This window comes from Algibacter amylolyticus (genome assembly GCF_014202225.1).
Classification (GTDB): Bacteria; Bacteroidota; Bacteroidia; order Flavobacteriales; family Flavobacteriaceae; genus Algibacter_B; species Algibacter_B amylolyticus.
Window position 1 is genome coordinate 85091 of sequence record NZ_JACHGE010000006.1, and the last position, 22125, is coordinate 107215.

A 22125-nucleotide genomic window follows, 5' to 3' on the forward strand; every position below is an offset into this window, starting at 1 on the left:
TATAAAAATTAATTTGAGTTTAAATTAGAGTTAATCTCATCTTGAGGTATTGGGAAATAAGAATGCAAACTTTCATTGAAATTTTGAGATCCTAATAAATGATCTTTTAAATGGGCTTCTTTAGTTCTTCTATTTGTATTAGTTTCAATATTATTAGGATTTCTAAGCGTTTCAAGCGGTGGTACTTCTCCTGTAGGTACAATAAAACATCTAAACCTTATAGGGTTAGCTCCATTTATATTTTGTCTATAACTAAAAGCATCATATTCTGGTAATGCAATGGCTTGTAATTGTTGTTTCCAAACTCCCCAACGTCTTAAATCTATATACCTTACACCTTCTAATGCTAATTCTAATGGTTTTTCTGTAAACCTTAAATGCTCTCTTAAATTATCAATATTTACAGTTTGTTCTCCATTATCAGGATCCATATCAATATCATTCATGTAAGTAGAATTTCCAGAAAATTCGCCAATACCTTCGTTTCCTAATAAAATAAGATGCGATCTTTTTCTAATTCTATTTATATACCTTAAAGCTTCGGTTAAATCGCCTTTTTCAATCATACATTCTGCATATAATAAATAAATTTCGGCTAAACGAATCACAGGGATATTTATACCCGATCTACCATCAACACTTGGGTCTTGATCTTCTCCATCTCCACCATTTTCAGTATTCCAACCTGTAAATTTTTTCCAAAAATTAGGAGAAGCTTTAGCATGAGATCTAGCATTTCTACTTATACCATATTCGCCAGTTGTAACACCGTACATCGGAGAATCTACATCATCTACCGAAGAAATAGAATTACCCATTCGGAAACTATACTTTCTCAAAACATTCTCGTCTACACCAATAAGGTCTCCATTACTTCTATCATAAAGATTTCTATTTAGATAATTTGCATCATCCAATGGATCTGGTTTTTCTGCTCTATACTTTAGTGTTATCCAAGATGAAGGTTGAATAACTCTATTTATATTTAGTATTGATGAAATTCTTTGAGATACATTTTTCTCGTCTGTACCTAACTCAACGCCAATTTGTTTATAATTAATTTCAAAAATAGACTCGTTATTAAACTCATCAATTCCGGTAAAACATTTTTCTAGATTATCTGCTAAATTATAGTTGTAATTATTAATTACATTTAAAAGTATTGGTTCTGCAGTTGTAAAATCATTTTCATTCATATAACTTTTAGCAATTAAGGCTTCGCAGAAACCTGCTGTTACTCGTCCTAAGTTACCCGAACCTACATCGCCCCAATCATTATATGTTTTTGGTAAATTTTCTAAACCATATTGCAAATCTTCTCTATAAAATTCTTTAATATCATCAGATGAAGAGAATGATTTTTGAAACTCATCAAACGTTGCAGGAACCGTGGCAAATAATGGTAAAGAACCATTGTTATAAGAATTATGAAGCACATAATAATAATATCCTCTAAGTGCTCTTGCTTGAGCAACAATTCTTATTCCTGCATCTTGCGAACTTTCATCTCCAAAACTAGATTTTAAATCTTCATAAGCATCAATAACTTGGTTCGCTCTAAAGACTCCGGTAAAACAAGCATCCCATTTATCTTGAACTTCGTCTGTGGTTAAATCAAATGTTTGATCGTATATAGGGTTCCCTGAAGTAAAATTTCTTTGTGTTCCTGGTACCGCTACATCTGTACGATAAGGCTCAAACAAAGTACCTATAATATTTTCATCTCTTAACGACGCATAAACAGCATTTAAGCCCGCATTTAAATCACCTGTATTCTGCCAAAAACTTTCGTTTGTAAGTGCATTTGGATTTACCTGATCTAACTCTTCTGTACATGAATGCAATGTAATTACAAAAAGCATAAGAGGAATTATTCCATTCTTTAATGTATTTTTCATCTTTAATTTTATTTTTTTGTCTTTATTTTCCATCGGTATTTTATTAAAATTGAAGTTGAACACCTAATCTATATTGTGAAGTTAGCGGATATCTTCCTTGATCTATTCCTCGGGTGCTTAACCCATTACCTCCTACTTCCGGATCAAAACCAGTATAATCTGTTATGGTAAGTAGGTTTTGACCTTGTATATAAAATCTACATTTACTAAAACCTAAGTTATTGAGTACCTTTTTAGGTAAATTGTAGCCTAAGGATACATTTCTTAATCTTATGAAGTCTCCATCTTCTAAAAAATATCCAGAGGCACCTCTATAAGATGATGATTGACCACCATCATACCATGGAATATCTGATGTTGGATTTTGTTCTGTCCAAGCATAAAAAAGATCTCTATGTGTTCCTACTTGATACGCATAAGCCTTACCTCCATTCATGATTTCTGCTCCAAAGGCTCCATACCATTGCATGGTGAAATCGAAACCTTTATAGTTTGCTGAAATATTTAGGCCAGCTTCCCAATCTGGAGTTCCACTACCGGAGTATACTCTATCATCATCATCAATAGTTCCATCCCCTGCATCTGCAACACCATCGCCATCAGTATCTACTGTTAATTGATCGATATATCTAAACTCTCCTATTTGTGCACCCGGGTCAATAGTTTTATATTCTTCAAGCTCTTCTTGTGTTTTTATAACACCATCCGTTTCTCTTAAGAAAAAAGCAGCAGCTTCATAACCTTCGGTAATAACACTTACCAACTCTTGGGTACCAGCATCGGAAACATAACTTCCATCTAAATAAATAATTGGGTTGTTTAAACTTGTTTTTGTAACCACATTACTATTACTAGTATACGTTGCAGCCACGTTCCAATCAAAACCAGATTCCCTACCTTTATGTTTGTATTTTAAACCATATTCCACACCTGTATTTTGCATGTTACCTACATTGAAGATAGTTGTTCCGTTATTACCGCTTACACCCGTAGAAGGTGGATTAATTACTTGATAAAGTAAGTCTTCTTTCTCATTCTTATAAACATCTGTAGTAAAAGTTAATTTGTTTTTAAAAAACCCTAAATCGAAACCTAAATTTGTTTCTACATTAGTTTCCCATTTTAAATCTGCATTGGCATAGTCAACCTGCGTTGTTCCTAGAACAATATTTCCAGAAGCAGGGTTATTAATATCACCTGATGCATTATCACTTCCAAAAACATAATCACTTCCAACTTGAACAACGGTTTGATTACTATAAGCACTAAATCTATCATTACCAGTAGTACCATACCCCATTCTCATTTTAACCGAGTTTACTGTCTTTTTTAAAGGCTTCCAAAATGGTTCGTCTGAAATATTCCAACCCACTGATACAGATGGAAAAAAGCCCCATCTATTATCTTTACTAAATTGAGAAGAGCCATCATATCTACCACTCGCACTTAATAGGTATTTACCATCAAAATTATATTGGATTCTTGCAATGTTCCCAATTAGCGTTCTTGTATAATCCTGACCTCCAGACTCTACTGTTCCAATATCTGAAAAATTATCCAATACGGTAATTGCAGGGTTTATGTTCGATCTTTTTTCTACACGGTAACGTTCATTTTCTGACTTTTCAAAAGATGTACCTAGCAATAGGTTGAAGTTATGTTTTCCTAATTGTTTTTTATAATTAACAAACTGCTCTGATGTGATTTTAGAATATGTAATATCTGTTAGTCTAATTGACGTTATGTTATCTGGATCGGAGATTAAATTACCATCAGTATCAAAAACATCAAATCTTGGTACTTGTCTTTCTTGTTTTTGATCGGAATAAGTTGCTCCAAATCGTGCAGTAAACTTTAATTCTTTAATGGGATCAAACTCTATTTGAATATTACCCGTATGCGTATTTATAAATCTTTCATCTGTTGTTTTGAAAGATCTTGCTTGACTAGCAATACGTCTAGCATCATTTAGAAAGTAATCCTGATTAGGATTGCCTATAGGTGCCGCAGCATTTTCTAAAGAGTTAGTATCTAAGTCTATTTGAGTTGTAAAAGGTCTTAAACGATAAATTCTATTTGTTAAGCCACTTAAAGGCACCAGCTTTTCATCTCTTCTAAGATTTAAGCCTGTTATAACCTTCCATTTATCTTTTTTAAACTCCACATTGGACCTGATGTTATATCTTTTAAAATCTGAATTATAAAAAATACCTTCTTGACCAAAATAATTACCATTAAAACTATATGTTAAACCCTCTTTTCCGCCAGATATATTAATAGAGTGATTTTGAATAGGTGCCATATCATTTAGCAATAGATCATCTAAGGTGCTATTGTTTGTGAAATTATTTGGATTTCTATGGATATCTCCATCTACATTACCCTTAGTTTTAACTTGGTTGATACTTGTGCTTGTTAGCTGCACATAAGTATACTGCTCCTTAGTCATAAGATCGAACGTTGGGTTGATATCTTGAAATCCATATTCTGAATTTACACGGATACTCATTTGGCCAACTTTACCTTTTTTGGTTGTAATTAATATAACACCACCAGCAGCACGTGTACCATAAATTGAAGCCGATGCTGCATCTTTTAATACATCTATAGATTCAATTTCACTAATACTTAAACCAGGGTCCGAATCAAAAGGAATACCATCTACTACATATAGCGGTCCGTTTTGTCCATCTATTAATGAACTAAAACCACGAATTAATATATTTGCTTCTTCTCCAGGAGCACCAGATGAAGATGATACATTAACACCTGCTATTTGACCTTGTAAAGCTGTACCAATATCAGAAGTTGTTACTTTTTCTAATTCTTCTGCTTTTACTTGTCCTACGGCACCAGTAACTTCTTTTTTAAGTTGTGTTCCATAACCGACAATAACAACCTCATCTAGAGTAGAAAGATCTTCTTCCATTACTACATTAATAATAGTTTGATCTTTTATTAAAATTTCTTCATTGATAAAGCCTATATAGGAAAAAACCAATGTTTGTCCTGCTGCTATGTTAATAGAATAATTACCATCAAAATCGGTAACTACACCTTTATTTGTTCCCTTAACTATTATACTGGCTCCTGCTAATGGTAAACCTGACCCGGTGACGACACCTTTTATCTCTTGTGCATGTAACGCGTTTACACTTAGTGATAACAAAAAGGTAATTAAATAAACCTTGATTTGCTTTTTTAAAAATAGTTTTCTTTCAAGTATCTTTATGTTCATATTTACTAAATTTAGTTTTTGTTATATTGGTTTTAATGGTTGTTAAAAATCACAGATAAAAATTATTTTTTTCAAAGTCTTTTATTACTAAAACTTAATAGGTCAAATATAGAATACAACTGTTGTTTTTATTAGGTCAAATGATTCAATTCTTAGGGGGAATAAATCAAATTTAGTCTTTAACCCTAGTAAAACAGACGATTTATAAAAATTCATGCTTATTCTTGATATATTTCTTTTTATTCTTTAAAATCTTTTTTTTGCATTATAAAACAATGCACTATACTCAACTTTTTCTAATAAAAATTAGTTAAAATAAAAGGAGATTCCCTACTAAACAAAAACTAACAAAAGCAATTATAATAAGACACAAACTTAGCTACTTAAATGCCAACACATTTTAACTAATTGTTATATCTTATTTTGAGTGTATCGTTTATATTTTGACGATAAATAAGTAATCTATTTAATAATTAACTTTATACTCTTTACTTGACCTTCAAAATACACTTTAATAAAATATAATCCATTACTTAATTTAGCTGTTTGAGGGTAAGTTTGCACATTGCCTGTAATATTAAATTTATCTATTACTTTTCCTTGGATATCAAAAATTTTGCATTCTGCAGTTTGTAAACCATTTGGTAACTTGATTGTTAAACTATCTCCTTGGTTTAATGGATTTTTAATTACTAATTTATCTTCTTGGTTTATCGAATTTATACTTAAAAAGCAACTTGGATATTGCACTACGTCTGATGGAGGTGATACTTCTCCATTAACAGCCGGTGGCATTCCAGGAACTCTGTGCCATCTTCGAAACGGAAGTGCATGTAGAATTTTAAAATCTGGTTCCTTAATCTTAATTGCATATTTAGGGGTTGATGTGTTTTTATCTTCTCGCGTTAAGGTTGCTGTTTCAAAGCCTGCAGTTTTAATCAAATCAAACGCTTTTTGCATTTTTTCTAAAGCAATGTCACCTCTATCATCTATTATTCTTCCTCCTCGAAAACCTTCGGTATAAACAACACCCATCATCCAAGATAAAACCTTACTTCTAGTATCAACTACCTCAGCTGGAGCTGCAATAATAGGAGATGTACTTTGAGCATGGGTTGGATCAAAGTCCTTAAAAGTACCGTCTGGATGCACCCAAAAAATGATATTATTTAATCTTTTTTCTATTGCAGTTCCTTCTGCAGATGTTGGTAGAGGCGTTGTATTTAATTCTTTTTTAATATTTTCATATCGTTCTAGATCCCAGTAGATTCCCTCTATCCCATATCCATCACCAAAAGCTTCAACCACCTCATCTCTATACTCCTTTATGGCCCAAATTTTACCTCCATGATAGGTAACCCCATCTATTATTTTACTATTTTCAAATTTGGCTTCTCCATCTCCAAACCATAGGCCTGTAAATAATGCTGTTTTGTTATAATCAAAGCATTCTTCTTGATTTTGGGCTAGAATATTATTACATAATAATATTTGAAAAGTGAAGAACACATATATTAATTGAGGTAATAAAGTACTTTTTTTCATAATACAAATAATTTAAAGCTAATACTAAGGCAAATTATTTGCCTTATTTTGAGGGGTTATAAATAACAATGTTTGTCTTGAAAAACTAGAGGATTATATTCGTGCCTTTCACTAATACACTAGCTCCTGCTAATGTAAACCTGCACCGGTAACTACACCTGTAATTTTATTTGTTTGGGCTTGTGCGTGTATTGCATTTATACTTATTGAAATAAAAAACACAATTAAACATACCTTGATTTGCCTTTTCAAAAATAGTTTTCTTTCAAGTACTTTTATTTTCATAATTTACTTTGTTTAATTTTGGTTTTAGTAGTTGTTAAAATCACAAATAAAAACTATTAGTTATAAGCTATCTATTATAGAAACTTAATAGGTCAAATTTATATTAGAATTGAGGTTTCAATTAGGTCAAATAATTCGATTTTTAGGGGGAATAAATCAAAATTGCCATTAAACCGAATAAAACAAAGGGTTCTTATAACTTCATTTTTTCACAGAGCTTTTTTCCGTTGTAAAAAAATCTATTTTCTTAATTATAAAAAACAAATAGTTTTAAAGCACTTCAGCTAATTAATACATTGAATTTTAAGAAACCACATAACAAACCTGAGACAGTTAACATATTTATTTTATAAAATCACAAATAGCCACTACACCACTAAAGCTTTTTAATAAATTGTTATATCTTGGTTTGGGTTTGTAGATTAATTTTTGATTTATATTTGAAAGGAAGACATCCAAATCTTCTAAATAAGTAGGAGTGATTTCTAATTCATTATATAAGTCAAAATATTTTTTAGGAATCATATTAGGTAAATGTCCTTCATATAAACCTAATGCAAGAAAAAAAGGAGTTTCATGTTTTTTTTCAAGTATTTCAATTCCGTAATTAACCACATCATACGACTGGTAGTCTGAGTCATCATTTAGGGTAGGATAAAATTTCCGAGATTTACTAAACGTATAACCTAAATCTTCAATAGGCTTCATCTCCTTTTGTTTTGGAGTGTAGTGTCCTGTCCATTCATTTTTACCATGCATGTGGGTATATGTCCAATTATAGCAATGAATTTCTCCAGATGCAAATGTATTATATCCATTTTCTTTAAGTAATTGTGGTAAAGAAATAAATTCTGGAGTTTTTTTTCGTATTTCAACCTGCACCTCTTGCATATCCTTATTATAACGATATAAACCTGAATTAAAGGCATGCTGTCCAAATAAGATAGCATTTCTGCTAGGGCCACAGGAAGGCGTTGTGCAGTGAGCATTTTCAAAATTAACTCCCAAATCGGCAACTTTGTCCATATTTGGTGTAATAGCTTTGTATCTACCATCTAAAAAGCCTACAAAATCATTGACATCATTTATACTAAGAAATAAGATATTTGGTTTCCTATTGTTTTGTTTAAGTTTGGTTTCTTTACTACAGGATACAACTATAAAAAATAGTAATAAAAAAGAGCGTTTATAAATGTAATAACGTATTGGCTTACCCATGTTTAGTTTCTTATTCTTTAGATTATTAGTTATTTAATTCTAAAATTAAAATACTTATTACTAATACATTCCTTAATTCGCAATATTAAAAACAATTGGGATAGTAAAAACGTCACTACTTTCCGTTAATGTTTCTGCGCGAACACCTATTTATTAAAAATTATTTGGGATATAATAATTTATGAAACAAAATTATATAAGTACAGCTGCTCTAATAGAGACAAATGATTCAATTGATAGGGTGAATAAATCAAAATCACCTATAATAATCTATTAATAACATGCTTTTTGCATAAATTCAACCATTATTTACTTGCAACTTAATTTTTGATTTATACTTGGACGGAAGACATCCAAATTGCTTTGTAAAGGAGACTTTAAAGTATTTATAATCGTTAAACCCTACCTGCATAGCAACATCGGCCATTTTCATATTTTCAGTAAGAATTAACTCGGCAGATTTTTTTAATCTAATCGAACGAATAAACCCTGTAAGAGAAAGCCCTGTAAGCGATTTAATTTTTCGGTATAACGTAGATTGACTCATATGGCAAATATCAATCAAACTATTAATTCCAAATTCCTCGTTAGTAAGATTTTCTTCTACAGCAGTAATTACTTTATTTATAAATTCAAGTTCAAAATTACCTGTTTCAACTTTTGAAACCGTTGGTTCAAAGCGTACTTTATTTAAAAAATACTCTCTGGTTTTAGATCGATTTTCTAGAAGTGAAGCAATTCTTGCTTTTACAATCTGAGGATCAAAAGGTTTTGTTATAAAATCATCTGCTCCTGTTTTTAAACCTTTAATTTCATACATGTTAGATGATCGTGCGGTGAGCAAAATTACTGGAATATGGGACGTACTTATATTGGATTTTAAACTTTTGCAAGCTGTTAAGCCATCCATTACTGGCATCATTATGTCACATAGTATTAAATCGCAATTTTCTTTTGATGCTATTTTTATACATTGCTTTCCATTTTTAGCCACCAATATATTGTAATGCGGTGATAAAAACTGACGGATATACTTTCTAATGTCCTTATTATCGTCTACTATTAATATTGTATTGTCCTTTTGTTCTATATCTAAATTTTTAATATTTAAATCATCAAGATCAAGTTTTTCATATATTTCAATCTTATCAGTATTCTTAGTATCTAAATCAATATCTTTAACGCTATAATTAATAGATAAAGGAAATTTAATTATAAATTCAGTTCCCTTATTTATTGCACTATTAACTTCTATTTTACCATGATGTAATTCAACAATTTTCTTGGTAAAACTTAAACCTATACCACTACCAATAAAATCGAAGGTATTTGTTGTTTGTATTTGAAAAAAGCGATTAAAAATTTTATCTTGAAATTCCTGGCTCATTCCAGCTCCGTTATCTTGAAGCTTTAATACACAAAAATTATCTTCTTCACTTACAGATAGTTTTATAGTTCCACCTTCTTTAGTAAACTTAAAAGCATTGGAAATTATATTACATAATACAATTTCTATCTTATTTCTATCAAAAGGAAAATCAATGGAGTCTTTAGATTTACTAAACTCATAATGATAGTTTTTTTCCGCAGCTTGTTCTTTAAAATAAAGAAACACTTCTTCTGTAAATCGAGCAAAATTCCCATCACTTACATTTAGTTTTAATAGTCCATGGCCTGCTTTTCTAAAATCAAGTAATTGATTAATAAGGTTAAGTAAACGTGTTGCATTTTTATCTACAGTAATTAGTTTTTCGGTTACCTCTGTTTTTAAATCCGTCATTGAAATAAGCTCTTTAACAGGCCCCGTAATTAACGTAAGTGGTGTTCTAAATTCGTGAGAAATATTAGTGAAAAATGTAAATTTAGCTTCACTTAATTCTTGTTCCTTTTTTAATGTATTTCGCAGTTTGGAATGCCTTAATAGCACATAATAAAAACTGGTAATTACTAAAGTAAATACTACGAAATATAATAAAAAAGCCCATGGACTAAGCCAAGGTGCATAATTAATCTTTATATTAAGCGGCTTTGGTCTAGACCATTGTTGTAAATCTTTTGACGAGCTTATTAGTAGCTTGTAATTACCTGGTGGCAATCCAACAAAATGAACCTCGTTTTGTGACTTTAAATTTACCCAATTGTCTTGATTGCCTTCTAACTTATATCTATAATTATTGACTTTGTTTGCAAAATTGGAACTTGCAAAACCTATTGCAAACGACTTTTCTTTATGAGTAAATTCAATATCCTCAACATAACTAAAATCTTTATTAAGATTGACAAATTCATATTTAGGATTGCTAGGTGTTACCACCTCATTATTAACATATAAATGTGTTAATGTAATATCGGTATTTTCTACTATTTCTTTTTTTATATTATCAGGCTGAAAATATGTTAAATTCCCTAAACCACCTGTATAAATCCACGAAGCATCATCCTTATAAAAACTTCTTATATAGAATTGCGATGTGTAAACACCATCATTTCTTCCATATTCTACGAAAGACTTATCCTTGATATTTAAGCGAACTAAATTGGTGGTAGTGGTTAACCAAAGTATATTGTCATGACTCGTAATTCCGCAAATAAAATCATTGTAAAGTCCATCTGCTTTTGAAAATTTATCTATTAACTTTAATGTATTATTTATATATTTTAATTTAAACAAACCTTCGGGAGTTCCTAACCATATAAAACCATTATCTATAAATGCTACATTAATGATAGCCGGTAAAGACTCATCGAAAAACTCAGCATGATGAACAAATTCCTTATTCCTATAGTCATACATATACATGCCGTTGTAGGTTCCTATCCACATGTTGTTATCACTATCTCGAACTACAGAAGTAATTCGGGTGCTTCCTAATGATTTTTTTTCAGTATTGTAAGTAAACTGATCTCCAATAACCGGATTTTTAGGATTAGAGACATCTAATAAAATAACCCCGTCTTGTTGCGTACCTACCCAAATCAATCCTTCCTTTTCTGCTAAGTAAGCTGTAGCTAAAGGAATTTTAATAGAACTTATTTTTTCGCCAGAAGCATTTAATAAAAAACATTCATCGGGAGTTCCAACATAGAAAATAGAATTATCCTCATAAATAGATAGTACTTTTTTATTTCCGATTTCTCTAACTTGGTTGAGGCTTGAAAGAGAGTCTCCAATAAATAGACCATTGCGTAAAGTTCCAAGCCAAAACTTTTCTTTTTTAAGTATTGAAAGTATAACAAGATTTTCCTTTAAAACTGAATTTTGAACAAGGGCATCTAAGTTTTTAAAACCTTTTCCTTCTGTTAATTTTACTATGCCTCCTAATCCTGTTGCTATCCACAACACATTATCTTTATCTTTATGGATATTTATTACAATATCATAATTAACCGTGTTTTTTTCATTTGGAGGATATACCAAGTTTATTTTTTCAAACTCCTGTAAACCCTCATTATACCTATACAACCCATTTCCCCATGTACCAATCCATAGGCTGTCTGTATTATCCAAATGAAGTGTTGGAAAATAATCTGTTTCAATTCCAGTACTAAATTTTTTAATACTTAATTTTGTAAAATCTAGTTGAAAAATTTTTTTATTTTCTTGAACTCCATCAGACAATGTGCTTATCCACAAACAATTACGTTTAGCATCCTCTACTACATCTGTTATAGTAGAAAGTTCTTCATCTAGTACAAATGAAAAAACTCGTTTTTCTGAAGGATCATACTTTTTTAAAGTATTTTTAGAGCCAAACCACATATTACCATAATCATCTTTTATGATACTAAGAACCTGTTTAAAAGGATAATGTTCCAACAATTCATTATAAGTATTATTAATAACAAAAAGACCATTTTCGCTAGTTCCAACCCATATATTCCCATTGGAATCCTCATTAATTGCCCGAACTCTTAATGCTGCTCTTTCGTTACCTGTTAGCACAGTATTAAAATTATCTAACTCACCAGTTTCTAATGTTATTCTAGACAAACCACCACTCTTAGTTCCAATCCAAAGATTGTTCTTACTATCTATAAAAAGGGTTTCAATATTTTCATTATGAAGCCCAGGATAGTTTGGTCCTGGTTTTATAGTTGTATAACTATTGCCATCATATTTAATAAGCCCATTTTCTGATGCAATCCATTTAAAATTTAAAGAATCGCTTACGACCTGAGACACATAATTATGAGAGAGTCCTTGATCTGTTGAAATATAATCGATTAAATAATCCTGATTAAATTCTTGAGTATATCCTAAATAGGAATAAAAAAATAAAAATGTCAAGAACAACTTATGCATGTATATAATTATTTTAATTTAGTGTGATAAATTACACCAAGTTTTATTTTATATATTATTTCTTTTGAAATTATATGATATATAACGATTAGTAAAATATTAATTTAATTAATATTTAAACTAAAACTACCTTGTTATTTAAATTTTCTTTTTATTCATCTTCCCACCATTGCCATACTTTCCTGTGTTTTTTTAAGTAGGCAATAGCCTCCATTCCGCCATAATACCTAACGGCACCGGAGGGCATATGAATAACACAAACAGATCTATCATTTAATGAAGCATCTATATAGTCCTTATAATTATAGTCTTTAGCTATAAATACATTTCTAAATTGCAACAAATTTTTTCGCCATTTTACTACATTGCCATGAGCATCTCCATCTGCAATAATAGGTAAAACACCTTCCCAACGTTCTTTATAAGGAAAATGTCTAACCCAATCTATATTTCCAAAATGCGCACCAGGTACGGCATTATAACCATTGCCACTACCCAAACCATCGTCATAAACCTTATACGCGTTTAGCATTGTATAATCTAATTCTGGGTAAAAAAGTGTGCTGCTTTTTAATTTTTTAATTGGGCGTATAACTTCACTTTTAAAACGTTTCCAAGTAAGTCCTGTTTGTCCAGCAAAATAAGCTATTTTATATATCTGTGCTTCTGATTCTGATAAGTTTGGTGGAATTATAAAATTAGAAACATGATCTGCTTTTTGTCTATTAGGCCATAACAACTTATGACTGTAATTTTCAGGTAATTCTAAAACCTCTAAAGGATATCCTTTTTGTTTTGCATACCTCCTATTATTCTCTACTTGGGAGCTTATACCTTTATTTAAATCAATCGTCTTTATATTTGATTTTACCCCAATCAAATTTATTTTCATATTAACTATAGAATCAATCATGCCTTCTCCTCCAGAAGGACTTTTTTGGTAGGATTGAAAAATGGAGTACTTGTTTTCTGGTATAATCTTTGTTTTTTGTTTTCGACTTTTTGAAGTAATAGCCGTTGTAGCATTTAATGTGAGTGCATTTAATGAAGAAACCGCGTAGTACGTACTATATAGTCTAGATTTCCATTTTGGTCTATCTCCAAAACCTCCATCGTAATTTTCAAGTGAATTTAACCAAATAATACATTTTTTAGTATTTTTAGGTTTAGCTCCCAATGCTTTTAAAGCTTGTATTGCAGACCAAGTATACCAAACATCTGCTTTATTACTAGTTTCTTTACTATCTGGACTATATTTAAACCCGCCTTCGTTTGTTTGACACGATTGAAGCCAAGCAATACATTTCTCTGTATTAGGGATTTCCTTGCCTAAACGCTTTAATGTTAAGATTGCATAACTAGTAATTATTAAATTTGTTTCGGCATTTTCAGAGGTAGGCGAATCTGTAACATCATCCACAAAAGCACCATTCTCTGCCTGTCGCTTTATTAAATAGTTTTCTACATACTCTTTATTTGAAACATTACCATCTAACAAATACAATGCTCCCAACATATGCCACAACGATGGTATATCAAAAAAATGCCCCTTAGTATATCCTCTTACCTCTAAGTAATTTTTTCTTGGCTTAAATTTAATCTCCCAGTTCTGGTTTCGTTTTACGCCAATTTCAAAATCTACATTGGTGCTATTAAAAAGTTTGTACAAATGAGCTTTTTGAAAAAAGGACCAATACCAAGGTCCATTTTTTCTAGAATTTATCTCAATCCAAGATTTATTACCATTTTCAAAAGCTTCTTTTTCTCTTGGTATTTCTGCTCCAAGAATTTTAAGCGTATGCAAGGCTGGATAATTCCAAGCTAAATCTGTATATTCTTTATTATGTGGGCCAAAGGCACCGTTCTCTTTTTGATGATCTATTAAATAAGATACAACCGAAGAAGCATCAATATTTTTTTGCTGTGCAAAATTTACAAGAGAAATAAAGCATATAGAAAGAACAACTACATGTTTTGCAAACTTATTAATCATATATAGTTCTATTTAAAAATTACTGCTTGCTAAAAAACTCTACATCATAACGTGTGTTTTCAATTAACTGCTCTATTTTTTCAACAACATCTGGGTGCTTACTTGCTATATCATTAGTTTCTCCTATATCTGTGCTTAAATCGTAAAGTTCTAGTTTTGCATTTGGATTCTTTGCTATACCACTTCTAACAGCTTTCCAATTATCCATTCTTACAGCTTGACTTTCAAATGAATTTCTTTTCTTAGGGTCGCCACCTTCTTTCCATCCATAATGGTACTTATAAAATTCCCAATATAGAAAATCATGTTCCTTTTGTTCTTTACCATGTAATTCTGGAAGAAAAGAAATTCCATCTATATTTTTAGGAGGTTCTATTCCCGCAATTTCACAAGCGGATGGCAAGAAATCTGAAAAATCAGATATTAAATCACTTGTTGTACCTGCTTTAATTTTACCTGGCCAACGCACAATCATTGGAGCTCTTACGCCGCCCTCGTAAAGGTCTCTTTTAAATCCTCGTGACGGACCATTACAATCGTAATACTTATTTACATCGCGCGTTGGTCCATTATCACTTGAGAATATTACAATGGTATTTTCATCAATATTTAAACTTTTAAGCAACTCAATTATTTTTCCAATATCGCCATCCATGCGAGTAATCATTGCCGCATAATTTTTAATTGGCTGTGGCATATCTAAATCTGAATAAGGTGCATCGTCAGGCACTTGATACTTACTATGCGGAATCGTATAAGGCAGATATAGAAAGAAAGGTTCTTCTTTATTTTGCTTAACAAAATCCAATGCCTTATTAGTGAAAAGATCATGACTATATTGTATCTCTTGCTTATTTACATTTTTTTCTAACGCATATTTCTCTTCATTTTCCCATAGGTATTCTGGATAATATTCGTGAGCATTACGCTGATCGAGATAACAAAAAGAATAATCAAAACCTTGGTTGTTTGGACCACCTACAGATTTTGGACCTCCTAATCCCCATTTCCCTATAACCCCAGTTTTATAACCGTCATTTTTCAGGATTTCAGCAACTGTTACTGTACTATCTGGAATTGGTAAATTTCCTTCCTCTTTTATTGAAAAATTACCTCTTATGTAAGCATGAGCTGTATTCAACCCGGTCATAAGTACGCCTCTCGAAGGTGCACAAACCGTACTTCCTGAGTAATGTTGTGTAAATCGCATACCTTCATTAGCCATTCTATCAAGCACAGGAGTTTTAATTATTTTTTGTCCATAACTTCCCAAATCTCCATAACCCATATCATCAGCAAGAATATATATAATGTTTGGTTTTACTGATGGTGCCTCTTGAGGTTGCGTATCAGATTTCTCCTTACACGACTGACCCAAAATAACTATAAGCCCCATAATTATTAATAGGTATTGACTTTTACAAATTTTATTAATTATCATTTCTTTATATTTTGTATTAATTGTTATAGGGTGTATTTATTGGTATTATATTTTTATTTTCTATCCTTACTTAATAAAGTTTTTTCCCAATAGTTTAAGTATGCTTCATCAGAAATATCTGGAGAAAGTCCTTTTGCTTCCATTTTCTGTTTAAACTTACCCTGCATTAATTGATTTGCAAATTCTATTTCTTTTTGGTCCTCTGGATAAGTTCCTAAATCTGTTTCTTTTAACCATTTGTTTAGCTCATTTTCAAGTTTAGTCTTTTCAGAATTATGTGTTTCAGAATCAGCCAAATTATGTAATTCAAAAGGATCGGCGCTCAAATCATAAAATTCTTCCGAAGGTCTAAATTTACTAAAGAATGGTGCTTGATCTGCATTAAGCTCTCCTTTCTTATACATCACTTGCATTAAGGTTAACACCGGGTAAAAATTCTTCTTATAGGCATTAAACTGAGTATAAGGCCTATCTGTATAATAATTTCGAATGTATTTATATTTTTTACTTCTTACCATACGTATTCTGTCTACCGTCTCATCTCTACGATCTCTCATTGCATAAACATAGTCTCGTTGAGAATCACTTTGAAGAAAGTCTTTACTCTGAATGTATTCTGGAACCGTTGCATTGGCGATTTTCAAACTTGTAGTTGCTAGGTCTAAATTATTTATGAGTTGATCATTTACAGTTCCTGGTTTTATTTTTCCTGGCCAACGCATTATAAAAGGTGTTTGGATGCCCGCATCATATAAAAACTGTTTTGATCTTACCATAGGTCTTCCTTGATCTCCTATAAACATAACTACAGTGTTTTCAGAAAGGCCTTCTTTGTCCAATTTATTAAGTATTTCTCCAACCTCTTTGTCTACTTGTTGAACAGTTTCCAAATACATAGCCCAATCTTTTCTAGCAAGGGGATGATTAACATAATAAGGCGGAAGCTTTACATCCTTTGGATTTATTGGATGTACCGTATCCTTAACAAAAGGTCTATGTGGATACTTTATTTGAATCTGCGAAAAGAAAGGTTGTCCTGATTTTCGATTTTCCCATTGCTTACCATCAAAAAGATCTTCTTGTGTGTGGATAAAATTATAATCCGTTTTACCCTTATTCGTCACATAATAGCCTGCATTCTTAAAGTATTCGTTAATAGGTTTAACATGATTAGGTAGTGAATCTTTAAATTGTGTTCTATGTTGATGACAATTAATACTTGTAGGGTACATACCAGTAATCATAGACGATCTACTCACAGAACAAACAGCCGAAACTGTAAACATATTAGTATAACGCGCTCCTTGACTAGCGAGTTTGTCAAGATTAGGTGTGTAAATTAAATCATTTCCATAACACCCTAAATCTACACCTAAATCATCTGCTATAATCCATAAAATATTGGGTTTTTTCTCTGATAAGGTTTTATTATCATTTAAAGCCTTACTATTTTTATCAGAACTTGAATTCAGACATGACGTCATTACAAGTAAAATTCCAATATTTAAATATTTAATTATTTTAAGCATATTGCGTGGTGTTTAGTTTATTAGGGATTTAATTCTTTTTGCTTATTTCGGGTTTAATTTCAAAACTATAGGCATAACGCTTGTTTTTCAAACGGTAAGGTTCATGTGGTTTTGATCTCATAGTCCAAGTATCATCGCCACCAAGTCCCATTTGCTTATAATCTATATTTAAGGTAATAAAATCTCGTTTTGGAAGTTCTACAATATGTTTAAATGTTTCTAAATCGAGCATAGAATATGGCCATGCACTAACACTTAAAGGTTGTAAACCTCTTACATGCCAGCCTATGTTTTCGTTATCTAATAAATTAAACCATTTAACTTGAGTACGATTGCTGCTTTCTTGAGGTTTAACATAATTCACAAAATCTTTAGTAACCTGTGCACTATAATCTCCAAATGCAGCTCCTTTATTTCTATCTGAATAATTTTCATGAGGTCCATTACCAAACCATTGCATATTTTCTAAGTTTTTAGAAACTTCCATTTGAAGGCCAAAGCGCGGAAGTTCTGGTAGGTCCTCTGATCCAGGCATATAATCACAGGTAACTTTTATATAACCATTAGGCTGAATTTGATAGGACATTTTATACTTAGAATCCATGTTTTTCATGCTATAACTTGCTTCTATCTCTACAAGTTTTGCTTCACTATTAATTTTAAAATCATCTAATATTAAATTGTCAGCTGCGGTTTTCCATACAGCTTGATGTTTACCAACCTTTGAACCTCTCTCATCATTATCTGTAATTGGGCGCCAAAAATTAGGTTTCATTTCTGAAAGTAAAATGTCCTTATCATTAATTTTATATGAACTTAAGAAACCAGTTTTTTTATTAAACGATATTCTAGTATGATCACTTTTAAGTTGTAGTGTATTTTCATCATTTAATATCTCAATTTCAGAAGACGTAGAATTGTAAGTGGTATTAGAATAGCTTTCATCATAAGGAATTTCAAACTGATCCCAACCTACAACATGGCCTTTTTGTGCCCAAAGCGTGTTTTGTTTTAATTTAAAACTTACAGTAATATAATATGATTTACCAGGAGTAAAATCTGGAAGTTTATAAGGTAACTTTACCTCAACGGTTTCTTGTGGCTTTATGTTTAAATCATTATTTATTCCAGTTTGTACTACCTTTCCATCTTCTTCAAGTTTCCACTCTAACTCATACTGACTTAGGTTTAGAAAATTGTGTCTATTTTCCACTTTAATAACGCCCTTATCAATGGCTACAATACTTGCCGTCATTGGCTGAAATATTTTTTTACATTCCCAAGCGGCTGGTTGTGGTGTTTGATCTGGGAAAATGACTCCATTAATATTGAAATTTTCAGAATTAATGGTATCACCAAAATCGCCACCATAAGCCCAAAATTCTTTACCGTTTTTATCTTTTTTAATAAGACCTTGATCTGTCCAATCCCATATAAAACCACCAATCATTCTTTTGTTGGCACGAATAGCGTTCCAAAATTCTGCTAGATTTCCTGTAGAATTACCCATAGAGTGTGCATACTCACACCACATTACAGGTCGGTCATCTCTAACATCATTTGCTAAGGCAACTACTTTTGGAATTGAAGTATACATACGGCTTACCACATCTACATACCCTGGGTCTAACGTATTATCGTTGTACTGTGCGCCCTCGTAATGAATAAATCGAGTTGGGTCATATGATTTTATCCACCCAGCCATAGCAGCATGATTAGGCCCCATCCCAGATTCATTTCCTAATGACCACCCTATTATTGATGGATGGTTTTTATCTCGTTCTACCATGCCTATGGCACGTTGCAAAAATGCTGAATTCCACTTAGGATTATTTGTTAATTTACCACCTAAACCATGAGTTTCAAGGTTAGCTTCATCTAAAACATAGATTCCATATTCATCACACAACTCGTACCATCTAGGATCGTTAGGATAATGTGACGTTCGAACGGCGTTAAAATTAAATTGTTTCATTAATTCAATATCCTTAAGCATTGTTTTCTCATCGACAACCTTACCTGTTCTTTCATTATGATCATGGCGATTTACTCCATATAATAATATTTCTTTACCATTTACCCATAATTGGCCATCCTTAGTTTCTACTTTTCTAAATCCAATTTTAGAACTTCGTGCCTCTATAATATTATTATTTTCATCTTTTAGTTTTATAACCAGATTATAAAGGTTTGGCGTTTCTGCAGACCATTTTTTAGGGTTTTCAACGTTTTCTTTTAATAAGGCGAATTCTGTAGCTCCACTATAAGGGTATTTTTCATTTATAATGTCATTTACATCTTTTTTAAGTGGATTTTTTAAAATTGAATGCCCTTTATCATCATATAGCTCTACTTCAATATTCCATCCATTTAATATTTTTTTAGTTTCATTTACAATTTTTGGTCTTACTTCTAGAACTGCATCTTGATAGCTACTATCTAAATTTGTACGAACAAAAAAGTCTTGAATATAAGTGTGAGGTGTGGCCTCTAAATATACTTCTCTATGAATACCGCTTAAGCGCCAATGGTCTTGATCTTCAAGATAACTTCCATCACTCCATCTAAAAACTTTTATAGCCAACTTGTTTGTTCCCTTAGTTAAGTATTTTGTTATATCAAACTCAGCAGGTAAACAACTATCTTCGCTATACCCTACTTTTTTTCCATTAACCCACACATAAAATGCAGAACTTACACCTCCAAAATGTAAAACCACTCTTTCGTTTTTCCAATTAGCAGGAATTTTAAATTCTTTAACGTAACAACCTGTAGGGTTATCATTAGTTGGAACGTAAGGTGGGTTTACTGGAACAAATGGATATATTGTGTTTGTGTAAATTGCAGTACCATAGCCTTCTAATTCCCAGTTGGCAGGTACTTTTATATCATCCCACTTAGAGGTATTAAACTTATTTTCATAAAAATCCTGTGATGATTCCGCTATCGTTTCTGACCATTTAAATTTCCAATTACCGTTAAGAGAATGGTATCTATCAGAATTAATTTTATTTCCAATAATCGCATTTTTTTCACTTTCATATGAAATAGAAGTTGATCGAGCTGGTAGTTTATTAATACCAAATACTGCAGGATTTTCCCAATCATTATTTTGTGAAAGAATTAAATTTGAAGAAAAAGTGATACATATAATTGATAAAATTCTTAATATTTTCATTGAATTTAAGTAAGTAGCATCTCTAAAAAATGCTGTTAATAAAACTTGATAGCGGTATTGGAAATACAAATTAATTATAATACTATTATTTAAAATTTAAATTAAAAGATGGAATATATTTCCCCTATTTATTTACAACCAGTTTTTTAATACTATCTCCATTACTATCTCCCTTTATTCTAACAACATAAACACCATTATTTAAGTTTGAGATATTAATCTTGCTATCTATAATTTCATTTGATTGTAAAACTAGTTTACCTGTAATGTTATAAACACTAACAGAAGACGCTAATTGATTCAAGCTATTAACATAAAGCACATCTCCTTTAGTTGGGTTTGGATATATTTTAAAAGCTTTGTCATTTGTTACTCCATCTTCAATATTTAAAGTTACATAGCTAAATTCAGATGCAACATTATCAATAGTTACTGTATCCCCAGCTTCTGCATCTCCTCGAAATCTAAGTCTAAAAAGAATCTTATTAAATGGTTGAGAAACTGCTTTACTAATTTCTATGGTTTCCCATGTGTTTATAGCATCTATACCTATTGATCCTGAGTTTATGGTTTCAACAGTATTATTTGCCGCATCAAAAGTCCTTATAGAAACTTGAAATTGTGCACCAGCATTTGTAGCCATAGCATCTAATTGAGCCGTAACTTCTGATGGATTTACAGTTTGTCCAAAATCAAAAACCACATTATCTATACTATTACCCTGAGAGGTTATAGGTCCATCAAAAGCAATTTGAATTGCATTTGCACTTCCATTTCCTGCAACAGCAGTTGGACTGCTCATAGATACATCTGAACCGTTTAAAGTCCAATCATCCAAAGGGCCTGTTTCAAAATCTGGATTACTAACGTATGCACTTTCTGATGTTATTGTTATTAATGTTATTGTTATGCTATCAATTTTAAGCGTTCCAGTAACACCTGTAGCTGCATTTTTATTTGCTCTTAATGAGAACCTTTCAATTCCGCCATCCGTATTATCTGTGTTTCTAGGCACATCAAATTCAAATGTAGACATTCCATTGCCAGCAGTAACTATAGGCATTGTAAATGCTATAGACTCTGCAGCTGTAAAACTAATACTTCCTTCATCTAAATTTACAAATTGCCATTTATCGTTATCTGTAGCATTTTCTGCAACTATGGTAACTCTAATTATTTGATTAGCAGCAACTGCTAATAATGGAGCAAAAAATTCGCTTCTTATTTGAGGAAACCCTGTGCCCACTCCTTTGCCCTCAGCAAATAAGAAACCACCCGATGGGTTTGGTGATGCTACGGATATATCTAATCCTCCATCTGTCCATCCCTCTGTATTATTATCTACATCAAAAGTGTAATCGTTTAATTGTCCTATTGCTAAAAAAGGTAATACCATTAAAATACATAAAATTGTAATTTTTTTCATAATCTGTTTTAGTTTTTAATTAATAATTTGTTCTTAGTTAATAACCTATTTAGATAGATTAATTGTAAAAG

At 31.4% G+C, this 22125-nt stretch carries 11 protein-coding genes; all 11 read right to left on the minus strand.

What is annotated here, in order from left to right; genetic code table 11:
- Window positions 1-8 precede the first annotated feature (8 nt).
- Window positions 9-1898, minus strand: coding sequence for a RagB/SusD family nutrient uptake outer membrane protein (locus tag HNQ90_RS12310; RefSeq protein WP_172625865.1), 1890 nt, complete (start codon window positions 1896-1898; stop codon window positions 9-11).
- 43 nt (window positions 1899-1941) lie between these two features.
- Window positions 1942-5136 (minus strand): SusC/RagA family TonB-linked outer membrane protein, encoded by a 3195-nt coding sequence (locus HNQ90_RS12315; protein ID WP_144116337.1) that lies wholly within the window; start codon window positions 5134-5136, stop codon window positions 1942-1944.
- Between the two features lie 462 nt (window positions 5137-5598).
- A complete protein-coding gene (locus HNQ90_RS12320; RefSeq protein WP_144116338.1) occupies window positions 5599-6681 on the minus strand; it encodes a T9SS type A sorting domain-containing protein in 1083 nt (360 codons plus the stop codon).
- Between the two features lie 129 nt (window positions 6682-6810).
- Window positions 6811-6966 (minus strand): hypothetical protein, encoded by a 156-nt coding sequence (locus tag HNQ90_RS12325; protein ID WP_172625866.1) that lies wholly within the window; start codon window positions 6964-6966, stop codon window positions 6811-6813.
- 342 nt (window positions 6967-7308) lie between these two features.
- On the minus strand, window positions 7309-8184 hold the full coding sequence (locus HNQ90_RS12330) for a sulfatase-like hydrolase/transferase (protein ID WP_144116339.1): 876 nt from the start codon (window positions 8182-8184) through the stop codon (window positions 7309-7311).
- A gap of 298 nt (window positions 8185-8482) precedes the next feature.
- Window positions 8483-12487, minus strand: coding sequence for a response regulator (locus HNQ90_RS12335; RefSeq protein ID WP_144116340.1), 4005 nt, complete (start codon window positions 12485-12487; stop codon window positions 8483-8485).
- A 151-nt stretch (window positions 12488-12638) separates the two neighbouring features.
- Window positions 12639-14480: a prenyltransferase/squalene oxidase repeat-containing protein gene (locus HNQ90_RS12340; protein WP_144116341.1), complete on the minus strand. Its 1842-nt coding sequence runs from the start codon at window positions 14478-14480 to the stop codon at window positions 12639-12641.
- A gap of 19 nt (window positions 14481-14499) precedes the next feature.
- Window positions 14500-15921 (minus strand): arylsulfatase, encoded by a 1422-nt coding sequence (locus HNQ90_RS12345; protein ID WP_144116342.1) that lies wholly within the window; start codon window positions 15919-15921, stop codon window positions 14500-14502.
- A 53-nt stretch (window positions 15922-15974) separates the two neighbouring features.
- Window positions 15975-17450, minus strand: a complete 1476-nt coding sequence (locus HNQ90_RS12350; RefSeq protein WP_144116343.1) for a sulfatase family protein — start codon at window positions 17448-17450, stop codon at window positions 15975-15977.
- A gap of 28 nt (window positions 17451-17478) precedes the next feature.
- Entirely contained in the window at window positions 17479-20628 is a 3150-nt protein-coding gene (gene lacZ, locus HNQ90_RS12355; protein WP_144116344.1) for a beta-galactosidase, LacZ type, read from the minus strand.
- 124 nt (window positions 20629-20752) lie between these two features.
- The gene (locus HNQ90_RS12360) at window positions 20753-22054 is read right to left on the minus strand and encodes a T9SS type A sorting domain-containing protein (RefSeq protein ID WP_144116345.1); all 1302 of its coding nucleotides are present in this window, start codon (window positions 22052-22054) and stop codon (window positions 20753-20755) included.
- Window positions 22055-22125 lie beyond the last annotated feature (71 nt).